This window comes from Larkinella sp. (assembly GCF_965227735.1).
Classification (GTDB): Bacteria; Bacteroidota; Bacteroidia; order Cytophagales; family Spirosomataceae; genus Larkinella.
In genome coordinates this window covers 2,623,668-2,645,776 of record NZ_OZ245776.1, presented here as the reverse complement: position 1 = coordinate 2,645,776, position 22,109 = coordinate 2,623,668, and the positions used below count along the sequence as shown (strand labels likewise).

Genomic DNA, 22,109 nt, shown 5'->3' with positions numbered 1-22,109 from the left:
AGCAGTTGCTGTTATCTTTGTAAGGAGGGAATTGTTAAATTTCTGCTAAAGGTGGGGCGCAAGTGTCTGACGCTCAGCCTTTTTTTGTTTTCCACCAAACCTCAAACTGTATGAGTATAATCGTCACGATCATGCTGCTTTTTGGCGGCATGAAATCAACGGAGGCCCAGTCGGGTCTCATACAGAAAGGAAAGGCTTCTTTCTATTCAAAACGCTTTCATGGGAAAAAAACCAGTTGCGGAGAACGTTATCAGAACGACAAACTGACAGCGGCACACATTTCTCTGCCCATGAACACCATGGTCGAAGTGACCAATTTATCCAATAATCAATCCGTTGTCGTTCGGATTAACGACCGGGGGCCGCACGGCAAAGGCCGCATCATCGATCTGGCCTATGCAGCCGCGAAAACCCTGGGAATCGTTAAAACCGGCATCGCCAATGTGGCCATCCGGGTTGTCGGTCATAACCGGAAAATAACCGAGCCTGCCACCGCCGTGTTGTTTCCGCTTACGAACCGTTTAGAACCGTTGCTTGCTCCCATCGATACCATTTAAGCGCGGAATCCGTTTTCATATCGCGGTTGGATCACTGAATCAAAGCGTAGTTTGCGCCGGGCGCATTTCAGACACAAGGCAAATTTGATGCGCCGGATGCCTAAACTACCCTTCGAATCCCTTTGATGATCCGGCCGCGATCTGTATTTTTACGACTATGGCAACGCAAGTAGATTTACTGAAAGTCCGGGAGTACGGTAATGTGGAGTTTCTGGCCCGCCAAATGGTGGAAGGATTCATTACCGGTTTGCACAAGTCGCCCTTCCACGGTTTTTCGGTCGAGTTTGCCGAACACCGGCTCTACAATACCGGCGAAAGCACCCGCTACATCGACTGGAAAGTGTTTGCCAAATCGGAACGCCTGTTTGTCAAGCGGTTTGAAGAAGAAACCAACCTGCGCTGCCACCTGCTGCTCGACACCTCGTCGACGATGTATTACCCCGAACCGGGCTACGGCAAAATTACGTTCAGCATTCTGGCCTCTGCCTGCATCGCCTACCTGCTTCAACGCCAGAAAGACGCCGTTAGCCTGACGACATTTGCCGAAGGGATTGATATTCAGACGCAAACGAAATCGACGCCTTCACACGTTCATAAAATCTTCCAGCAACTCAACACGCTGCTGCAACAACCGCCCCCGCTGCGGAAAACGTCGGCCGCCGAAGTGATTCACCAACTGGCCGAAAAAATCAACAAACGTTCACTCGTGGTCATTTTCAGCGATATGTTTGAGAATGTCTCGGATGTCGATCACCTGTTTTCTGCCCTGCAACACCTCCGCCACAACCTCCACGAAGTGCTGATTTTTCACGTCATCGATAAGAAAACGGAGGAAGATTTCAGTTTTGACGAACGGCCTTACGAATTTATCGACCTGGAAACCGGTGAAAAAGTGAAAGTGCAGCCCAACCAGGTGCGCGACAACTACCAGACGGCCATCAAGAATTTTTACCACGAACTCAAACTCCGCTGCGGCCAGTACCGGATCGACTTCATCGAAGCCGATATTGCCCAGGGATTCGACCAGATCCTGACGAGCTATTTAGTGAAACGGACGAAGATGCGATAATGGTTTACGGTTTTCAGTATACGGTTTACGGTGGCTGACGCACGCATTATACGCGTCAGCCACCGTAAACCGTATACTGAAAACCGTAAACCTCATTTCCCCTTCGCACTCGCTTTTGCATCCTTCATCGGGGCCGGTTTTTTGGACATTTTCTGCTGCTGGAGGAAGTTGAAGTAGCCTTCCAGATCTTCAACGGGCAATCGGCGGGCCAGGATTTTCTTGTCTTTGTCGAGCACATACACCGTCGGGGTGGAGTATACGTCGTATTTCGTTTTGTAATCGACGGGCGCGCTCGGGCCGTAGACGTTCAGCAGACTCTGCAATTTAAACTCCCGGATAAATTTCTTCCAGATCGCTTCGGTTTTGCCAATGGCTACCGCGTAAATCTGCACACCTTTGGCTTTGTGTTTATCATAGAATTTCTTCAGCGCGGGGGCCGACTCCCGGCAATGGCCGCACTCGGGATCGTAGAAAAATGCAATGGTATACTCCGCTTTGACGTTGTGTAACGGCTGAAACCGCCCGAGCGTATCCTTCAAACTCACGTTGGGCAGCGTTTTGCCGGCCAGCAGCGGTTTCAGAATCCTGACCCGGTCGCGCATGCTGGTAAGCGTGGAAGTATCGCTGACGGGCATTACCCCGGTTAACCAGTATTTCTCGGCCATGTGAATGAACAAACCGTCGGTGTTCAGCACTTTCTTTTGCTCTTCATACTGGTTGGTAATGTACCAGATCGTGTATTGCAGAATGTCTTTGTTGGCTTTCGCTTTTTTCACCAGATAATCAGCCGCCGGAATCAGCGAATCGACGGTTTGCACGGTCAGTTCTTTGAGGTAGCGGTCGAGTTTGGTTTGAAGAAAAGGCGTCCGCATCAGCCGCTCGTCCGAAAAATCAAAACCGTCGAGAAAGTGATTCCGGTAATAATTAAAAACAAAATTCGAATCCGTTCGTCCGTTCGCCAGCTTCGGCGCTTCCGGAATTTCGGGTTCTTCGGCGGCCCGGAACAGTTTAACGGTCAGCGTATTGGCGTTTTTAGCGATGAAGTCTTTGCGGTAGTCTTCCACTTCCTTCTGACCAGCGGCAATCTGGCTGGCCGATCCCCCGCTTTTTTGCAAAGCACTGATTTCTCCGTACTTTTTGCTCAGAAATTTCTGGTACCCGTAAAAAAGCTCATTTTCGCGGGAACCGGTCACTTTCATGGATTCAATGACGTTCACCGTATCGGCCTCGATCGAAAACCGCTGTTCGCCGATCACCAGTTGGAGAACCGGTTTGGCATCCACCACAATCATATACAACCCGCCGGGAAGTTCTTTCGGTCCGTCGAACACCAGACGTCCTTCCGCGTCGGCGGTGGCGGTGTCGCGGGGCGTGAACTGCGTCTGACCATAGAAATGCGCCAGATAGGCGGTTTTGTTGGCCAGCCCTTTAATTTTGGCCGTAACCAGGTGACCTTCGGACGATTGCGCCCGCAGAAACGGGGCAGAGAGGAGCAGCAGGAACGCCGTAAAACAGAACCGTCGATTCATGAATTGCGTGGTTGGTTGACCAGAGTTTGTCATACAAAGATACGAGTTATAACGATTGGGGCGTTGGCCTTCGCATACACGATGTTCTACTTTCTTTCCAAAGTATTCTCCTTTCTGCTCATGCCCCTGGGGCTGTTGACGATTTTGTTGCTGGTAGCGATCCTCACCAAAAATCATGCCCGTCGACGCAAAGCCCTGCTTTCGGCCGTGGTGTTGCTGCTGATTACCGGAAATGGGTTTATTTCCAATGAGGTTGCGCGCTGGTGGGAAATTCCGCCGGTTACGCTGCCCGCATCGACGCGTCCGCGCATTGGGGTGGTGCTGACGGGCGGCATGGTGAAGGTCGATGGGGAGCCGCGCAACCGCATTTATCTGGGCGATCAGGCCGACCGGATGGGGCAGGCGTTGCTGTTGTATAAAGCCGGGCAGATTCAGAAAATCCTGATTAGCGGAGGCATTGGCGGTCTTTTCCGGAGCGACGTCGCCAACGAAGGCCAGCTAACGCGGCAATTCCTGCTTCTGGCGGGCGTTCCGGCGCAGGACGTTCTGCTCGAAAACCGGTCCCGCAACACGCACGAGAACGCGCTTTTCTCAGCCCCAATACTCCAAAAACGGTTCAATGGGTATGAATATGTGCTGATCACGTCGGCCTGGCACATGCGCCGGGCGATCGGGTGTTTTGAGAAACAGCACATTACCGTAACACCTTACCCGGCAGCTTTCATTGGCGGACCACGCGAGTTTGCGCCCAACCACCTGCTGCTGCCGTCCGAAAAAGCCCTGTTTAGCTCCTATTGGCTGATCCACGAACTGGTGGGCTACACGGCATACCGGGTTGCGGGCTACCTCTAAACGCTCAGAATCCGTACCATTCGCAGCAAATCCTCGTTGATCGGTTTGGGCAGTTTGATCGTGTCAATGAAGGGTGTGTAGAGAAGTTGGTTGTTGACAACACCGGCCATGACGTTTTTCTCTCCGTTTAACAAGCCTTCCAGGGCTCCCAAACCCAGGCGGCTGGCCAGAATGCGGTCGTAGGCCGTTGGAATGCCTCCGCGCTGGATATGGCCCAGGGTCGTCACGCGCATGTCGACGTCGACGCCCACCTGCGAGCGGATTTTTTCGGCTACTTCGGCGGCATTGCCTTCTTCGTCGCCTTCGGCCACAATGATGATGGAGGAGGATTTGGAACGACTCCAGCCCTGTTTCAGCGTTTCGACTACTTCCGAAATCGGCGTCAGCACTTCCGGAACCATTACCATTTCGGCGCCCCCGGCAATGCCCGACTGAATGGCAATGTAGCCCGAGTCGCGGCCCATCACTTCGATGAAGAAAATCCGGTCGTGTGAATCGGCGGTATCGCGAATTTTGTCGATGGCTTCCAGGGCGGTATTGACGGCGGTATCGAAACCGATGGTATAGTCGGTACCGTACAGATCGTTGTCGATGGTGCCCGGTGCGCCAACGGTGGGAATCTGGTATTCTTCAAAAAACTTTAAGGCTCCGGTAAACGTCCCGTTTCCACCGATGGCCACCAGGCCCTCGATACCGTGTTTAATCAGTTGATCGTGCGCTTTCTGACGGCCTTCGGGAGTCATGAACTCTTTGCTGCGGGCGGACTTGAGGATGGTTCCACCGCGTTGAACAATGTTGCTCACGGAGTGGGACGTCATGGGAAAAATATCGCCGTTGATCATTCCGTTGTACCCCCGACGGATGCCGAAAACTTCGACGCCGTGGTAAACCGCTCCCCTGACAACCGCCCGAATACAGGCATTCATGCCAGGTGCGTCACCGCCGGAAGTAAAAACAGCTAAGCGCTTCATATTAAAAGTCTATTTTAAATTTCCTATGTGCAAAAAAATATTCGTCTGCCTTTTGCTCGCGAACCGCAAATTTATTTTCATTTTTGGACAAACCGACAAATGTGTTCAACGAAAAACGAATTTAATACGGACGTAATGCTGAAAACCGGTGATTGACAGGTGGTTACTCATTTAAAATACTTAATCAATTAACTGATTGACAGGTGATTGTATTTAGCTTGTCGGGTGCTTGCGGTGGCGTTGTAACTTGCGTTTAATAACGGGATAAACCGCATACGTTATCTTTACGGACGCAATACCGATGCCGGCGCCGGTCAGAACATCGGCCCAATGGTGCTTTTCGTTGGCCACCCGCAGCACCGCCGTGGCACTCGCCATGGCATAGCCCGCGATGCTGATCCACGGACTTTTGTGTTTATACGCCTGGTGCAGTAATTCAGCTCCCGTAAAAGCTACCGCTGTATGACCGGAAGGAAACGATCGGCGGTCGGAACCGTCGGGACGGGTGGAATTGATCGTGCGTTTAAGGACCTCGGTGACACCGCCCATGGCCACGTTCGACAAAACCGTTACGGCAATTTCGTCGCCCAGCCCGATCGCCGGTTTCACGCCCGCCAGTTGCAGCGCGACCCGCAGGCCATACGGCCCGAAACGCAGGTAGTCATCCGCCGAACTGACGTGACCCGTCGAGCGAAAGGGCTCCCGGGTGGGGTGGCCGAGCAGTGCCGTTCCGCCCCCTGCCAGCGTGGCCGGCACAATAAAAGATGTTAGCGGAAACCGTCGTTCGGTGGGAATGGAATCACCGGCTGTTTGGGCAAAAAGCGGAAGATAAGCAAGCCAGAGGAATAAGGAAATCAGGGTTTTATGCGTCATTTCAATGGTAGAGGACTTGTATCTGATAGATAACTCGGTTGCACTTTCGATTCCTGCCCCTGTAGAGAGTAATTCGGCAGTTATTTAATGTAAGAAACTATTGAAGGCCCATCTAAAAGACACCGTGGATGAACTTTTAAGGGTGAAAGCGAAGATCAATCGTCACCGATGCCTACGCACAAACTTACTCGAAAAGCTGTAAAAAAGCATTCCTGCGGAGTTGAATTGAAAATAATGGAAACGTTCGTGTCCGTTGTGGTCATGAGGTCATATTCCCCGTAATGTCCAAACCACTCAACCGCTGGTAGATACAGGTCTACCAGCGGTTGTAGAGCGTTGCCCACGACCGGAGCCGGTTTTCGGCTTCATCGGTCAACTGCCCCGGTAACAGCCGCCAGAGCCAGTTGTTGGCGGTGGCCGCCGGGGTATTGACCCGGGCGGTTTCGTCCAGCCCCAGCACGTCCTGCACCGGCAGAATTACCGTTCTGGCCACCGAGGCATACACCAGTTGCCCCAACGCCAGATGCACGGTTTTTTCGGAAACCGGCTTCCCGACGTATTCCGCTACGGTTTTCTGCTCAGCCGGGCTCAGGTTTTGCCGGTACCAGCCCCGGGTGGTATTGTTGTCGTGCGTGCCGGTGTAGGCAATGAAGTTGGGCGTATACTGATGGGGAATGTGCGGAGAGAGCGGCAACGCTTCCTGAAAAGCAAACTGAACGACCTTCATACCCGGCAACTGAAACGCATCGCGTAGCTGATAAACCGCTTCGCTGATGTCGCCCAAATCCTCGGCCACCAGGGGTAAGGTGCCTAATTCCTGGTGCAGAACCCGGAAAAAATCGGCGCCCGGCCCCGGTTTCCACTCGCCCCGGATGGCGGTTTTCTCCCCGGCCGGAATTTCCCAGTATTCCGACAGCGCGCGAAAATGGTCGATGCGCACCAGGTCGAACAAGGCCGTATTTTTCCGGATGCGCCGAATCCACCAGTCGTAGCCGCGCTCTTTGAGCCGGTCCCAGCGAAAAACCGGCATGCCCCAAAGCTGACCGTCAGCGTTGAAATAATCCGGCGGTACCCCGGCCACCGTCAGGAGTTTCCCCGATTCATCCAGACTGAACAGATCCGGGTGCGACCACACATCCGCCGAATCATAGCTCACGTAAAAAGGCAAATCGCCCAGCAGGTGAATGCCCCGCTGGTTACAATCTGTTTTGAGGCTCTGCCACTGCCGGTCGAAACTAAACTGCAACCACCGTACCTTTTCCAGTTCGTCATGGTGGGCTTCCGCAAACGTCTGCAACGCATCCGGCTGGCGCAGGCGATATTCTGTCGGCCATTCATACCACGGCTGCCCCTGAAATTTCTGTTTCAGGCCCATATACAGCACAAAATCGGTGAGCCAGTGGGCTTCGCGCTGACAAAACGCCCGAAACTGGTTTTGCAAAGGGCTGGCTTTCAATTGGGAAAACTTCCGGTAGGCTTTCTCCAAAAGAACCGTCCGAACCCGCTCGGCACCGGCATAGTCTACCTGCCCGGTGGTCGGAAGCTGGTGGGTGCGCAACGTATCCCAATCCAGCAAACCGTCCTGCGCCAGGGCTTCCGGACTTAGCAGCAGGGTGTTGCCCGCCATGCTGGAATAGGTGCTGTAGGGCGAATGGCCCGCGCCCGGTTCCGTGGGATTGAGCGGCAGAATTTGCCAGTAATGTTGTCGGCTGCGGCTCAGAAAATCGGCAAAAGCCCGCGCTTCCGGCCCCAAATCACCAATGCCGAAAGCCGAGGGCAGCGAGGTGACGGGCAGCAATAGGCCCGCGCTCCGGTCGGTAAAAGCCGGTTGTAGTTTCAAAACCGCCAGCGGCAGTGTTTTAAAAACCTCTTTCAGTGCGATGCCGTCCGTTGTTTTGCCACTGGTCGGAAGCAGCAGGTGCTTCCATTCGTCCGGCGCATCCGGCGGCAGAACGATCCGGGTGTCTTTCCAGTCGAGGGCCGAAACGCTTCTGTTTTGCTGGCGGCACAGCCCGGCCAGGTGCAGCGGAACAGCAACCACCAGCCAGGTTTGCCGGTGCCGACGCGCAAACGCCAGCACATGCTCCCGGTAGCGACCTTCCACCGCCAGCGGAATATACTGCCCTTCGGCAAAGAGTTCGGTCGACTCCTGATTGCGGGCGGTGAGTAAGGTGTGGGTCAACCAGAGCTTGATTCGGGCGTCATACCGGTTTTCCCACAGATCGCTCAACAGCGCATCCGAGGGTGCCGAATCGGGATTGGTCAACTCGTCCAGCCACTGCTGGCGCTGGTCATAATCGACGGGTCGGCGGTTGTCGGGATCGACCAGACTCAGGTCCCACAACTCACAGCCCTGATAGACATCGGGAACACCGGGGCAGGTGGCTTTGAGAACAACCTGCGCCAGAGAGTTAACGATCCCGAAATCAGCCAGTTGCCGGTGAAACTTTTGAAAGCTTTTCCAGAAAGGTCGTTTCCGGTTCAGCAACTGCGCAACGAAATTCCGGGTGGCTTCCTCATAGGCAGCGTCGGGCGCGTTCCAGCTCGAATGCCGTTTGGCCTCCCGCAAGGCTTTTTCCAGATAGTCCTGAAGCCGGTTTTCAAAGTCGTCGTCGTCCTGGTCCGGCATGGGGTAGGCCCCAGTCAGTGTCTGATAAATAAAGTATTCGTCGTTGGCATCCGGCGCGCCCTTCTGTTTCAAACCGGCGTTTAGCTGCTGCCATTCCTGCACGGTTTTCAGCCATTCGTCGGGCAAATCCGTCAGCACGTTCAGCCGCGCCCGGACGTCTTCTCCGCGCTTGGTGTCGTGTGTCGAGGTGGCATTGAGGGCCAGCGGCCACTGCTCCCGGCGTTCCTGCATGGCCCGGTGAAAATCGGCCGGCGACAACCCAAACGTTTCCGGCGAATCGCCCACTTCGTTGTGTGCAATCAGCCGGTTGTAGGTATACATCAGCGTGTCTTCCACCCCTTTGGCCATCAGCGGGCCGGTAAACTGCATGCACCGCCGGTAAAAATGAGAAACCCGCTGGTTGTAGGCATCGTCGCCATCGGCCGGTTTTTGCAACAGAATCTCTTCCAGCACATCGGCCGCCGTGGCCAGTTCCGGTTTCTGGTTTTTTATTTCGGTCAGGATCGTCTGCACGGCGGTAGCTTCCCGTTCCTCCAGCGGAAACGCGTTACCATAATACCGGTAAACCGGGCAGTATACCAGAAATGCGCCGAGGGCCGCCTGCAGACTGTCGGGCGGCAGAACAGCCATCGCATTCTCATCCACCAGATTCAGTTCCAGGAAAAACCGGTACAGATTGTCCAGTTCTCCCTTCATGTGCCGGGCCAGAATGAACGCCTTTTTGTTCAGGATTTGCTGGTGAATGGGCGTGGTATCGGAAACAAGCTGCTGGTAGAAATGCGTCAGAACCGGCTCGCTGGCCGGGTGCGTAAACAGGTTATTGACCTGCGCCAGAAACTCGTAGCCGGTGGTTCCCTGAATGGGCCAGGCGGTTTCCAGTGGTTCGCCGGGTTCGAGAATTTTTTCAACGATGAGGTACGTTTCTTCCCCCGCCAGTTCCCGCAGCCGTTCCAGATACGGGCCGGGGTCATACAATCCGTCGATGTGATCGACGCGCAATCCGGTAAATACGCCCTCGATCACCAGATCCTTGATGCCCTGATGAACGGAGGAAAAAACCGCGTCATTCTGCACATTCAGGCCAATCAGGCTACTCACCGTAAAAAACCGCCGGAAATTGATCCGCCGGTCGGTTTCCTGATGGTGGCTCAACTGATACACCTGCTCGTCTGCCAGTTGGCGGAGTCGCTGCGGGTCGCGGTTGAGCGCGCTCAGACACGACTTGATGTAGGCCTTAACGACCGGGTTTTTCTGTAAGGACGCAAGCTGCTGCCGGAATTCGTTCATACCCAGTGCATAGGCTTCGGGTTCTTCCACCAGTTGAAGGGGGCGGATCTGGTCGAGCAGTTGCTGAACCGATTCCAGTATCGGCTGATTGTCGAGAGCCTGCAAAACCGTTGGGTACGACCGCAGGCGCAACGGATAAGCCGTGTCGAAATACCGCAGTACCAGCCTTCCGTCCTGGTAAGCGACCTTGAGTTCCCGGTTTTTGATGACCTCGTCGAGGGGTGCGTCCAGAAAAGGAACCGTTAGCCGACCGTGAAAAAGCTGGCTCGTCCAGACGGTATCGAAGAAGGGCACAAACCGCGACAGAGGGCCTTTTTCCAGCACGTCCATCAGCCACGGATTGTTGGGATGAAAGGCCATGTGGTTGGGAACGATGTCCTGCAACCAGCCGATGCCTTCCTTCCGGAGTTTTTTGCTAAGTGCTTTCAGTTGCTTTTCCGTGCCGATTTCCGGGTCGATGCGGTGCGGATTGACCCCATCGTAGCCGTGCTGGCTGCCCGGCACGGATTCGAAAACGGGCGAAGCGTAGAGCGTGCCGACCCCCAGTTTCTTCAGATAAGGCAGTATTTTTTCAAAATCGCTAAAGGTAAATCCACTATGAAATTGGATACGATAGGTAGCAACCGGATTATTCATGAGTATCAGATAAAGCCTGCGGATAAAGTATGTTCCAGGAACCGTTTGTCAACCGCCAGGCTGGTCGACAAACGGACGTGCCGGGTGAGCACCTCTATAGTAAGCAATGACCGGAATAGAATGTTTAGATCTTTAAATGGGAGTTCATAACGGCCCAGTGCTGTCTAAGTATTCATCCATGCGCTGTTTGGGAGGATACCCGGTTTTTCCGGAACAAAAAAACCGGTAGTAAGCCGGTTTACAATAACGGCTTACTACCAGTCCTGTCTGCAAGTTTTCGAAAAATCAATTATTCACTTTTCGCCGATTCGTTGATAGAGCCTTCGGCAATTTCCGTCAGCAGAGAATCGGTTTTCTTTTCTTCGGCCAGCGTTTCTTCCAGCAGTTGAGCGGCCTTCGGATAGCCCAGCACACCGGCCAGGGTTTTCAGCGTTCCGTAGGAAGCAATTTCGTAATGCTCCACTTTCTGGGCCGCCGAAATCAGGGCCACATCCCGGGTGAGCGTTCCCTCTTTGGTGTCTTCCATCAAGCCTTCTGCTTCCTCGATCAACCCCGCCATCGCATCACACTTTTTGGCCGATGCTTTTTCGCCCACCACCTCAAAGACCTGCTCCAGCCGGGTCACATGCTTTTCCGTTTCGGTCAGGTGTTTTTCAAAGGCGGTTTGCAATTCGTCCGACGTGGCTGATTTGGCCATTTTGGTCAGTGCTTTCGTCAAATGTTTTTCTGCCCAGTAGATGTCTTTCAACTCATCGACAAACAATTCCTTCAATTCGCTTTCTCCGTTTCCTTTTTCCTTTGCCATGATTTTAAACGTTGTTTTGTTAAGATTTACAAACGGTCGGTTCTGAAAGAAACCGCTTCAACAGCCCGACTCGTTGGCGTATCAACAGAAGCGGGCTGGAGTTGTTTTCAAAAAGTTAGCAACGTTTCCGCCGGTTTATCCGGTGCCCCGATCCCGGAAAACCGTTTTTCAACCATTCCTTCCTAATCTGGTTATTCTGGCAACGTATCTTGAATTTCAACCTGAATGGCGACTTTATGCATGCACCGATCGATCCTTCGCTAGCCGCTTTGGCGACCTATCTGGCCGCCCGGCGGGAGGCCATCCTGAACACCTGGCGAACAGCCTGTCAAAATGACCCGGCCTGCAACACCATCGCCAGTTTGAGCCGGGAAGAGTTCAACAACAAGGTTCCTTTTATTCTCAATGTTTTCGACCATAGGTTGCGGCAAATCGCTCTGGACGCGGATATTAAGCTGCTGTCGGAGGAGCATGGCCTGCACCGCTGGCAAAAAGGGTATACGTTGCAGGAACTGCTGACCGAAATCCATCACCTCAATCAGGTTTTGCTGGATGAGTTTCGGCAATACTGGCAACACGATCCTACTCCGGAAATTGATCTGATTTCGCAATCCTACGAATACCTGTCCTGGTTCAAAACGCTTAGCATCAGTGGCAGTGTAGAGCAATATACAGACTTGCAACGCCTGGACGCCAGCAACCGGGTTCAACTCCTGCAGCAAGCCCTCGACGACCTGAACGAACTGACGCGTCAACGGGGTGATCTGCTGAGAACGGCCTCCCACGACCTGCGGGGCAGTTTTGGCATCATCGAGGGAGCCGCTTCGTTTCTCAATCTGGTGGAAGCGGATGAACCGGAACGGAAGCAGATGCTCGAAATGCTGAATCGCAACCTGACGACGGTGCGGGAGATGGTCATTCGATTGATGGATCTGGCCCGGCTGGAAGCTGGTCAGGAATCCCTCAACATTCAGTCGTTCAACGCGGGCCAACTGCTGCATCAACTGATCGACAGCTACCAGCCGATGGCCGAGGAAGCGGGTTTGATGCTGAAAGCCGACGGCCCGGCGGAGTTGCTGGTCGAAAGTGATCCCCTCCAGTTGCAGCGTATCGTGCAGAATCTGGTATTGAACGCCCTGAAACACACCCGATCCGGTTGGATATCGGTGTCGTGGGTTCGCGAAAGCGATTACCGCTGGCTCATCGGCATTCAGGATTCCGGCCCGGGCCTTCCCAATCAGGAGGCCGGTTCCTATTCGCAGGTGCTGGCTCCCATTCCCGAATCAAGCGCGGCTTTTGGGGTGCCAACCCCGGAAGCCGACGCCCGGGAGAAAGCCGTTGTTCAGGCTCCAAAAACGACCAAAGGCGAAGGCATCGGCCTGTCGATTGTCAAACGATTGTGTGAACTCCTGCGGGCCAGCCTGGAAATTGAGACCAAAGCAGGTGAAGGCACCCTGTTCCGCATTCGCCTGGGCCTTCACTGGAAAGCCCAGTAAAGGCCCAGGCCACGCGTGTTCACTGAACGGTTTCTTTCAGCACCCGGTAGCGGTTTCGCAGCTCGTCCAGTTTTTTGCGGAAAGCCGGGTCCGTCGCCCGGTTTTTCGTTTCGTGCGGATCGGCTTTGATGGAATACAACTCCTCATAACCGTGCTCGATGAATTTCATGTATTTGAAATCCGGCGTGACCACGCCCTCCACTTTCGGCAACCGCGGACTGCCCATAAACGTGTGTTCGTAGAAAAAATCCGGTCGGGCGGGCGCATTCGCCTGCATCAAATCCACGCCCTGCATGGTTTTCGGAACCGGAACCCCGGCGAACGACAGGATGGTGGGCGCCACGTCGATGTTGAGTGCAATCCGGGCCGGTCTGGTTCCTTTCCGGCTGGCGGGTAAAACCGGGTTATAGATAATCAGCGGCACCCGGATGGATTCTTCGTGGCCAAACCACTTGCCTTCCATGCCGTGTTCACCGAGGTAAAAACCGTTGTCGCCCATGAAAACGATGATCGTGTTTTTATCCAGTTTCAGTTGCTTCAACTGCGCCATCAGCTTGCCAACCACCTCATCGACGCCCGTGATCAGCCGGTAATAATCCTTGACGGTTTTCTGGTGCAGTTCGGGGGTGGAGAACAGCGGTTTCCAGCGTTCGCGGCCAATGTTTTGGTCGGTTCGGAAAAAGTCCGGGAAGCTGGCCCAGTATTTCGGGTCGGCGGTTTCCGGCACCGGGATTTTGGCGTCTTCATACAACGCCTTGAACCGCTCCTGAACCGGGTACGTTGGCGGGTTGCCATCCAGTTCGTGCGGGGCCTTGAAGCTCACCGACAGACAGAACGGCCCTTGGCCGGCAAAATCGTTCAGAAAGTTCTGCACGCCATTCGCCACGCTGTCGGTATGGTGAATCTTCTTCCCGCTCTGGTTGGTGTATTCATACGGCGGCTGGCCTTTGCGGTTACAGGCCCAGAAGTCGTACTGGTCTTCGGGTGGGTTATCGCCGACCCCGTACTTACCGACAAAACCGATTTTATACCCGGCTTTTTTGAGCAGCAACGGGTAAGTGTTGGCAACGGCTTCCGGCGAAAAATCCGTCACAAAATCATTGATCTTATGGCGCGATTCATACTGCCCACTCAGAATACTGGCCCGGCTGACGCAGCAGATCGCCGTGGTGACGTAGGCGTTGGGAAACAGCACACCGCCCTTCGCCAGCGCATCCAGGTTCGGCGTCCGGATGATCGGATTCCCCATCACGCCCAGCGCATCCCAGCGGTGGTCGTCCGTCAGCAGGAAAATGATGTTGGGCTTTTCGGGCGGTTTTGCCTTCACATGCTCGGATAGATGAGGAGCAAAGGACGCGGCCATCAGGACCACACCGGCCATTCCAAGCACTCCGGCGACTATTGACGTTGTTTTATTCATCGAAACGGGATTAGGTTTTATGTCTGATAATTCTATTGCACTTTCGCTTTCTGCCCCTAAATCCCCTAAAGGGGACGGTCGGCCGCTGTCGGACTTTTAGCATCCGGTTTAAGCGGTGTCCAAGTCCGGCAGCGGCCGACCGTCCTTTAGGGGATTTAGGGGCAGAAAGTCCTAAGGACTTAAGACCTTTACTTGGGACGAATTTCTGCATAATACGACGGCGGTCGCAAACTATCCTTGTTATCGTAGGTGTAGTTATAGCGCTTCATATACTCGTCGGCGGGCAAAAATTGATCGTTGGTTTCCTTCAGTTTCTGATCCAGCACGGTATTCAACTGCTTTTGCAACGCAGCGTATTCGGGTTTATTCACCAGATTATTCAACTGATACGGATCGGTCTGGTTGTCATACAACAGCCAGGGACCGGCCAGCCGCCGGGCGTAGGTATACCGCTCGGTGCGAACGGCCCGGTATTCGCGCCCCCCGTTCTGGAAATTGTATTCGTGAAACGGAACCGGCAACACCACCAGCGCGGCATCGACGGGGTAAACCGCCGGGTTCAGAATGCCCTTCGAAACGTCCTTGCCGTCGATGGTTGAGGGGATCTTCAACCCCGCCATGCCCAGTAGCGTCGGCAGAATATCCGGCGTGTTGATTGGTTTGGTAACCTCAATGCTTTTCTTTCCAAATTGGGCCGGATACCGCACCAGCATCGGCACCCGGATGGATTCGTCCCAGGGGCGTTGTTTCCGCAAAACACCCTGGGTCAGCAGCATGTCGCCGTGGTCGGAGGTCCAGACCAGAATTGTGTTGTCGGCAATGCCCTGCTCGTCCAGGGTTTTGAGCAGTTTTCCGAGCGCATCGTCCAGGGCGGTGCAGTGGGCGTAGTAGTCTGCATAAATCCGCCGGGCGCTGTCCTGCATGGCTTTCGGCACATTGGGCCGGATCTTCAGCGTCTTCGGATCATACATGACCCGGTATTTTTCGGGAGCCGTGTGGTACGGATTGTGGGGCGGCCCCCAGGACAACACCAGCAAAAACGGCTTCTCTTTGGCTTGCTTGATAAACCCGATGGCACTGTCGGTCTGCGGAAACGCGTCGTAGCCCGGCCACTGGTGCTTCTGATCGTTCTCATCGAAATAAAACGAGTCGTTGTAATCGTGCGACACTTCCCGGACTTTCCAGTAATCGAACCCCTGCCGCCGGTCACGGGTAATCGGCTTGTCGCGGGCGCTAAACGGGTGTTCGCCGTTTTTGTGTCCATTGATGTGCCATTTGCCGATGTAGCCGGTCTGGTAGCCATTGTCCTTGAAGATTTCGGCCATCGTCAGGGCTTCGTTCGGCAGCGGTTTGTCGTTGTAAAAAACGCCGTGTTTGAGCGGATACTGCCCCGTCAGCAAGGTCGCCCGGTAGGGTGTGCAGACGGGCATGGTGGCAATGGCGGTTTTGAAGTTGACGCTTTCCTTCGCCAGTTGGTCGGCATAGGGCGTTTTCACATCCGGATTGCCCGCGTAGCCCACGGCATCCGCCCGCCACTGATCCGAAAAGATGAAGATCACATTGGGTTTTTCGGTTTTCACGGCGGTTTTCGGCCGGGTCGTGCAGTAGAGCAGGCTTGCGCCAACCAGAAGGAAACCAAGGAATTGCAGGGTTCTTTTCATTCTTTTAGTTAACATGCTTTTGACCTGATGTTGATGTCATACCTACTTTTTTTCCTACGCGAAAGATACGAATGGCAATGGGGTCGCTCTGCGATTCGTGACAGAAGGAATCAAGATTGGCAGTTTTGTATCTAATGAACGGTTTATGCTTATTCCTGTGAACGGACTGCGAATTGCAACGGGGTCGCCCGGCGATTCGCGACAGATGGGATCGGGATTGCAAATCCCGATCAGCGATTAATACCCCGGATTCTGGTTGATTTTATTGACCAGTACCTGCTCTTCCGGAATCGGAGCCAGCAGTTTGGTCGGTGTCACTTCGTAGGCGGTATTGTAAAGAAACGACTTCTTCGCTTTCTCGCGCTGGCCGTGTGCCGTCATCACTTCCACTGCTTTACCCGTCCGTTTCAAATCGTACCAGCGCTGGTTTTCAAAACAGAACTCGACCTGACGTTCTTTGGCAATCAGCGTTTCCAGGGCGGTTTTGCTGGAACCCGCCAGCGACTGCGTCAACCCGGCCCGGTTCCGAACCTGCTGCACATACGGAATTGCTTCGGCCGTATTGCCCTGCTGATTCAACGCTTCGGCATACAGTAGCAACACGTCCGAATACCGCAACACCGGCATGTTGTCGCTGCTCCGGTCGACGGGCGACGAAAGCGGGGCCTTGTACTTGGCGCAATACGGAATGGGCCGCACGACGCCGTCCCAGTCCGCGCCATTCCAGAATTTGATCGACACCTCCTTGCGTTTGTCCCCCGCTTCGAACGCATTGATCAGATCGTCGGTGGGTTGGTTCCAGCCCCCGCCGACCAGGCTGATGCTGGGTCGCCCGGTAATGGCTCCTGCCGAGGTCCAGGGGGCAAACCAGAAGAGAAACCGGTTGGACAATGCCGCGCTGTTTTCGGAATACTGAACCGCAAAAATCGTCTCCTTAAAATCTTTGCTCGACGGATTGAAAACGTCCGCGTAATTGGGCAGCAAACTATATTTGCCAGACTCGATCACGGTTTTCAGGGCCGCAGCAGCTTCGGCATATTTGCGCTGGGTCAGATACACTTTTCCCAGCAACGCCAGGGCCGCTCCCTCGTTGGCGCGTCCGTTTTCCTTGACGTCGGTAGCCCCATTGAAATTCTCGACGGCGGCTTTCAGATCGCTGATGATGTTCTCGTACACCTGTTCTTCCGTCGACCGTTTGATGCCGACGGCTTCCCGCGATTCGATGGGGGTCAGCACCAGCGGAACGCCCCCGAATTGCCGCACCAGGTTGAAGTAATACAGCGCCCGCAGAAACTGGGCCTCTCCGGCGCAGCGCTTTTTAAACGACTCCTTCGACCAGGTTACGCCCGTCCGGTCGATTTCGGCCAGCAGTTTGTTGCAGCGGGTGATGCCGTTGTACGAAAAATTCCAGAAGTTGGCGTAGGCGACGTTGTTGGAGGCCAGAATAAACTGGTCGATAACGCCCTTCGACGCTTCGCCCGTTACGGTGCTGTACTGGAAGCTGCCGTTGTCGGAAATGAGTTCGGCCATCACCCAGTGTTCAACTTTTTCGTACGTCTGCATCGGAACATAACAGCCGTTGGCCAACAGAATGTATTCCGTTTCTGATTTGTAAAAAGTCCCTTCACTGAGGGCGGTTTCCGGATAAATTTCCAGAAAATCGTTGGAGCAGGCCGACAGGAAAAACAGGCCCAGCACATAAACTATCTTTTTCATACGATTGGTCTGGTTTTTAGAATGTCAGGTTGATGCCGATGGAGGTTGTCCGGGACAGCGGATACGACGACATGTCGAAGCCGGGAGCCAGCGTGTTGTTGACCGTCACCGACTGCCCTTCGGGATTGGCCCCTTTGTAGCGGGTGAACGTCGCCAGATTCTGGCTGGTCAGGTAAAACCGGCAGTTGTTGACAAACCCGGTTTTCTTCACCCAGCTATCGGGCAGCGAATACCCCAGCGTCAGGTTGCCAATCCGGAGGTAGCTCGCATCCTCGACCCACAGACTCGAAACCCGGTGGCCCAGACTGGGTGTCAGAATGGGAATACCGTAGTGTTGGCCGTCGCCCGGCGTATCAGCGTTTCGCCAGCGGGCCGTCCACTCCTTGCTGACGTTGAAAAAGCCCTGGAGGTTGTCGACGGTCTGCCGCAAGCCGTTCATGACCTGCCCGCCATACTGCCCGCTCACGATGACGTTCAGATCGAAGCGGTTGTAGGAAAACCGGTTCGTAACGCCAAAGATGAACTTGGGGTGCGGGCTGCCGATCATTGTATAATCCAGCAGATCGGTAATCACGCCATCGCCGTTCACATCCTTGTACTTGACGTTACCTTCGTAGACCTGCGGAGTTTTAATAATGGCCGGATTGGCAATGTCGGCGGCCGTATACAAGCCGTCGAAAATATACCCGAAGAACTGACTGATGGGTTTGCCAACCACCGAAACGTGCGTGGGATTATTGTCGTTGCTGCCCGCCAGAATCCGGTCGCCGTTGTCGTTGAGCGAAAGCACCTTGTTGCGGTTAAAGGCCATGTTCAGGTTGACATCCCAGTTGAAAGCGCCCGAAACCGGAGTGCCGCCCAGCGCAATTTCGACCCCGGTATTCCGCACATTTCCCTTGTTCACCGTCTGCGCGTTGTAGCCGGTGATGGCCGGAATCACGTCGTTGAGCAGCATGTTCGTGCTTTTCCGGTAGTAATAATCCAGCGAGAGCGACAGGCGGTTTTGCAGGAATTCAAAATCCGCGCCAACGTCCACCTGGTTCGAAACTTCCCAGCTCAGGTACGGGTTGGACAGGCCCACGCTGGAAGCCGTCACCTGCGTCGTTCCGAAGACATACGATTCGGCGTTGATCGACGCCAGGTGGGAATAATTACCGATGTTGTTGTTGCCGCTTCGTCCATAGCTTGCCCGCAGTTTCAGGTCGTTGATGATGCGGTTGCCTTTCAGAAAATCCTCTTCCGAAACCCGCCAGGCGGCCGCGACCGACGGAAACAGGGCGTAGCGATTCCGGCTTCCAAACCGCGACGAACCGTCGGACCGGAAAGTGGCCGTCAGCAAATACCGGTCTTTGAAGGCATAGTTCATGCGGCCCAGGTACGAAATCATGGCCCACTGGTTGACGGTTTCGCCCCAGGCGCTGATGGTCTGCGCGGCATTGATGGTCTGAATCAGATCGTTCGTATATGGATTGGCCGTGAGGTTAACGCCCGTCGACGTGCTTTTCTGGGTCGTGTAGCCCAACAGCGCATCGAAGCGGTGGTTGCCAATCGTCTTGTCGTAGGTCAGCGTGTTTTCGATCAGCCAGTCGAACCGCTCGCTGCGGCTGTTGTTCGACCGACCGGTTCCCACCGTCGGGGGCGTGTTGGAAGCGCCGACCGTGGCCGGAATATACTGCTGGTATTTGGCCGTCGACCAGATGGTGTTCAGCGATGTTTTCGCCTTCAGACCCGGAATGATTTCCCATTCCACAAAAGCCGATCCAAGGTTCTGGAAATCCTTCTCGGTCTGGATGGTTTCCTGCAACGTAAACAGCGGATTGGCAAAGCTCCAGGCCGAATGGTATTTGCTCTGCGGAGAAACGATGTACGGAATCAGGTTGCCATTCTGATCATACGGCGTCCGCAACGGATTGGCCCACAGACTGACGCCCAGAATATCCTCCCGGCTGGAATTGGTGTTGGTTCGTTTCTGGGTAATGAACGTAGGCTGGAGAATCGCACTGACCTTGACGTGTTTGCCGAGGTTGGATTCGATGCCCAGTTTGCTGCTATATCGCTCCACACCCGTGTGTTTCAGAACCCCGTCCTGTTTGAAATAGCCCATGCTAAAACTCAGCCGGGACTCTTTGGAGCCTTTCTGAATGCTGACGTTGTGGTCTTCGATGGCGGCTGGCCGAAGCAGCAAACCGTACCAGTCGGTGCCGTCGCCGGTCAGGTTGTCGAGGTTGCGGTATTCCTGCGGATAGTCGTCGATCGTTGCCGCCCGTCGTTCGCGTTGCCGAACCACAATACCGATTTTATCCCGCTGCAATTCCGCAAACTCGCGTTCGTTCAGCATTTCGGGGCGGCCTTTTTGCGGAACCTGTTGCACCCCGCGCATGGACGACACACTGACTTCGGTCCGGTCGAATTTTCCTTTTTTGGTCGTAATCAGAATCACGCCATTGGCCCCGCGCGAACCGTAAATGGCGGTCGAAGATGCGTCTTTCAGGATACTGACGGATTCGATGTCGTTTGGATTGATAAACAGCAACGGGTTGAGCGTCTGGTTCATACCCGCCGAATACGGCATTCCGTCCACCACATACAAAGGCTCGTTGCCCGCGCCCAGCGAACCGCTGCCCCGGATTTTGATGGACGTTCCGCCCCCCGGCGCACCCGACGGCTGCTGAATCTGCACCCCGGCCACCTGCCCGATCATTTTCTGGTCAATGGTCGAAACCGGCAGGCTGCGAATGGCTTTCTGATCCACCACCGCCACCGAACCCGTCAAGTCCTGCGACCGTTGCGAACCGTAGCCCACTACAACCACTTCCTGCAACGCCTTGGTATCGGCTTCCAGCGTAATCGTAAAAGTCGTTTGCTGCCCCAACGCAATTTCCTGACTCAGAAAACCAATCGAGGAAACGACCAGACTCCCCCGAACTTCCGGCAGGTTCAGACTAAACTGGCCCTCGGCGTTGGTGGACGTGCCCAGGTTCGGATTTTCCTTGTAGAGCACGGTGGCTCCCGGAATGGCTTGCCCGTTCTGGTCGATCACCCGACCGGTAATTGGCACCAGTGCAGCCGCTATTTTTTGACTGATCGGAGCGAAAAAACCGCTTCCTCCCAGTTGAGAGGCTTCGCCGGAACGATCGTTTCCGTTGACGGGGCTGGCAGCCGGAGCCGGGGTTTGGGGTTTCTCCTTCTTCTCGGTCGACAGGGGCGCAATCAGGTAAAAACCGTCGTTCACTTTCTCATAGCGCAGCGGTTGCCCTTCCAGTACTTTTTTTAACGCCTTTTCGGCACTCGAAAACCGGTCGGTTTTGAATTCTACGGTGCGGTTATCCAGCAAATCCGACCGATAGGCAATGGAAATCTGAAACCGGTTTTCGATGTCTTTCAGCACCGAGGTCAGCAGACGCCGTTGGGCCTGGCTGGCTGGTTTTTCCGGCAGTTGCCGGTTGGGGTTCCACGCCAGCACCTGACCGCTGACCGGTTGCCGGATGAATAGCCCAAATACAACCAAACAAAATAGAGTTGTTCTATCCATAAAATAGAGTTTAGGAGTAGTGCGTATTAGGTTCATACGATAAGGGTTAGGAATTAGAGCTTATGGAGCGTGACGGTGGTTCCGGAACGTTTGATAGTCAGCGAGAAAAGTCTTTCAATCTGGACGAGCACATCGTCGGCATCGGTGAGCGGCATTGATCCCGACGCCCGTAGCCGTAGCAGGTCTTCCTGTTGCACCTGAACGGTCAAACCGTAGTTGTCCTGCAGGATTTCGATCAGATCGGCCAGGGTGGTTTGATCCAGCACCAGCCGTTTTTCCTTCCAGGCCGAATATGGTTCGGGCCGGATGGTTCGCCACTGCTGGGTACCGTCGGCTTTTACTTCAAAAAACTGGCCCGGTTTCATCGTAATGCCTTGATCCGGCGCTTTGTCGGGCTGGCTGAGTTTCACACTGCCCGACTCCAGCACCACCTTGACGGCTTTGGGGCGGGTAAAAACGTTGAACTCCGTTCCCAGCACCTGCACATCGAGCTGGCGGGCGTGGACAACAAATTTCTGGTGGTTTTGCTGGTGGGTCACGGAGAAAAAAGCTTCGCCTTCCAGCCAGACTTCGCGCGTGGCCGCCGGTTTCCAGTTTCGGGCGAGTCGCAGGCTGGAGTTGGCGTTGAGCATCACGCGGCTTCCGTCGGGTAACGTAAGCTGCCGGGTTTCGCCGTACGCCGTCCGGTAGGTTTCGGGCGTGTTCTGGTACAGCCACCAGGCCAGACCAGACAACAGGATAACGGCTACGGAAGCCGCCACCGAAAGCCACGAGCGCGACCACAGCGGACGGACAACCGGCTCAGGCAGACGGTTTTGCAAAGACTGCCACGAGCGGTCGAGTTGTTCGGCCGGCACGGCAGGCGGCTGCTGGCTATACAGGATGAGGATTCGGGCGTGGGCAATGGCTTCCCGCTGGGCCGGATTCGCAGCGATGTATTGCTGCCAGAACCGGTCTTCCGAGGCCGATGGATGCAACACCCAACGCCGGAAGGCGGTATCAAAAATCCAGTCGTCGGGGGTGAACAATTCGTATTCCGTTGCCAAAGCTTTCCTGCTTTTTTGGAATACAGTCTG

At 54.7% G+C, this 22,109-nt stretch carries 14 protein-coding genes; 4 read left to right on the top strand and 10 right to left on the bottom strand.

The annotated features are described in order from the left end of the window. Positions 1-110: 110 nt before the first annotated feature. Both ACO064_RS10230 and ACO064_RS10225 read left to right on the top strand, forming a co-directional pair. Positions 111-557, top strand: a complete 447-nt coding sequence (locus ACO064_RS10230; RefSeq protein WP_114407974.1) for a septal ring lytic transglycosylase RlpA family protein — start codon at positions 111-113, stop codon at positions 555-557. A 157-nt stretch (positions 558-714) separates the two neighbouring features. Next, on the top strand, positions 715-1,626 hold the full coding sequence (locus ACO064_RS10225; RefSeq protein ID WP_421827278.1) for a DUF58 domain-containing protein: 912 nt from the start codon (positions 715-717) through the stop codon (positions 1,624-1,626). Between the two features lie 92 nt (positions 1,627-1,718). On the opposite strand, the gene ACO064_RS10220 is transcribed toward ACO064_RS10225, so the two are convergent. Continuing rightward, on the bottom strand, positions 1,719-3,155 hold the full coding sequence (locus ACO064_RS10220) for a thioredoxin-like domain-containing protein (RefSeq protein ID WP_421827277.1): 1,437 nt from the start codon (positions 3,153-3,155) through the stop codon (positions 1,719-1,721). Positions 3,156-3,236: 81 nt separating this feature from the next. Here ACO064_RS10220 and ACO064_RS10215 point away from each other — a divergent pair, with 81 nt between their 5' ends. Further along, a complete protein-coding gene (locus ACO064_RS10215) occupies positions 3,237-4,007 on the top strand; it encodes a YdcF family protein (protein WP_421827276.1) in 771 nt (256 codons plus the stop codon). On the opposite strand, the gene pfkA is transcribed toward ACO064_RS10215, so the two are convergent. The 4 genes from pfkA to ACO064_RS10195 form a co-directional block, all read right to left on the bottom strand. Further along, positions 4,004-4,978: a 6-phosphofructokinase gene (gene pfkA, locus ACO064_RS10210; RefSeq protein WP_114407978.1), complete on the bottom strand. Its 975-nt coding sequence runs from the start codon at positions 4,976-4,978 to the stop codon at positions 4,004-4,006. The two genes, ACO064_RS10215 and pfkA, sit on opposite strands and share 4 nt — an antisense overlap. 213 nt (positions 4,979-5,191) lie before the next feature. After that, positions 5,192-5,851 (bottom strand): phosphatase PAP2 family protein, encoded by a 660-nt coding sequence (locus ACO064_RS10205; protein ID WP_421827275.1) that lies wholly within the window; start codon positions 5,849-5,851, stop codon positions 5,192-5,194. Positions 5,852-6,167: 316 nt separating this feature from the next. After that, complete coding sequence (treY, locus tag ACO064_RS10200) at positions 6,168-10,403, bottom strand: malto-oligosyltrehalose synthase (RefSeq protein WP_421827274.1); 4,236 nt, start codon at positions 10,401-10,403, stop codon at positions 6,168-6,170. Positions 10,404-10,692: 289 nt separating this feature from the next. After that, on the bottom strand, positions 10,693-11,208 hold the full coding sequence (locus ACO064_RS10195) for a ferritin-like domain-containing protein (protein WP_421827273.1): 516 nt from the start codon (positions 11,206-11,208) through the stop codon (positions 10,693-10,695). Between the two features lie 236 nt (positions 11,209-11,444). On the opposite strand from ACO064_RS10195, the gene ACO064_RS10190 reads away from it, so the two are divergent. Then, entirely contained in the window at positions 11,445-12,704 is a 1,260-nt protein-coding gene (locus ACO064_RS10190; RefSeq protein ID WP_421827272.1) for an ATP-binding protein, read from the top strand. Between the two features lie 19 nt (positions 12,705-12,723). Here the strand turns inward: ACO064_RS10190 and ACO064_RS10185 are convergent, their stop codons facing one another. The 5 genes from ACO064_RS10185 to ACO064_RS10165 all read right to left on the bottom strand — a co-directional run bounded on the left by ACO064_RS10185 (position 12,724) and on the right by ACO064_RS10165 (position 22,079). Next, positions 12,724-14,124, bottom strand: coding sequence for a sulfatase (locus tag ACO064_RS10185; protein ID WP_421827271.1), 1,401 nt, complete (start codon positions 14,122-14,124; stop codon positions 12,724-12,726). A 188-nt stretch (positions 14,125-14,312) separates the two neighbouring features. Continuing rightward, positions 14,313-15,785 (bottom strand): sulfatase, encoded by a 1,473-nt coding sequence (locus ACO064_RS10180; protein ID WP_421827270.1) that lies wholly within the window; start codon positions 15,783-15,785, stop codon positions 14,313-14,315. Between the two features lie 237 nt (positions 15,786-16,022). Next, positions 16,023-17,501: a RagB/SusD family nutrient uptake outer membrane protein gene (locus ACO064_RS10175; RefSeq protein WP_421827269.1), complete on the bottom strand. Its 1,479-nt coding sequence runs from the start codon at positions 17,499-17,501 to the stop codon at positions 16,023-16,025. A gap of 16 nt (positions 17,502-17,517) precedes the next feature. Next, positions 17,518-21,033: a SusC/RagA family TonB-linked outer membrane protein gene (locus ACO064_RS10170; RefSeq protein WP_421827268.1), complete on the bottom strand. Its 3,516-nt coding sequence runs from the start codon at positions 21,031-21,033 to the stop codon at positions 17,518-17,520. A gap of 53 nt (positions 21,034-21,086) precedes the next feature. Beyond that, positions 21,087-22,079 (bottom strand): FecR family protein, encoded by a 993-nt coding sequence (locus ACO064_RS10165; protein WP_421827267.1) that lies wholly within the window; start codon positions 22,077-22,079, stop codon positions 21,087-21,089. Between the last annotated feature and the right edge of the window lie 30 nt (positions 22,080-22,109).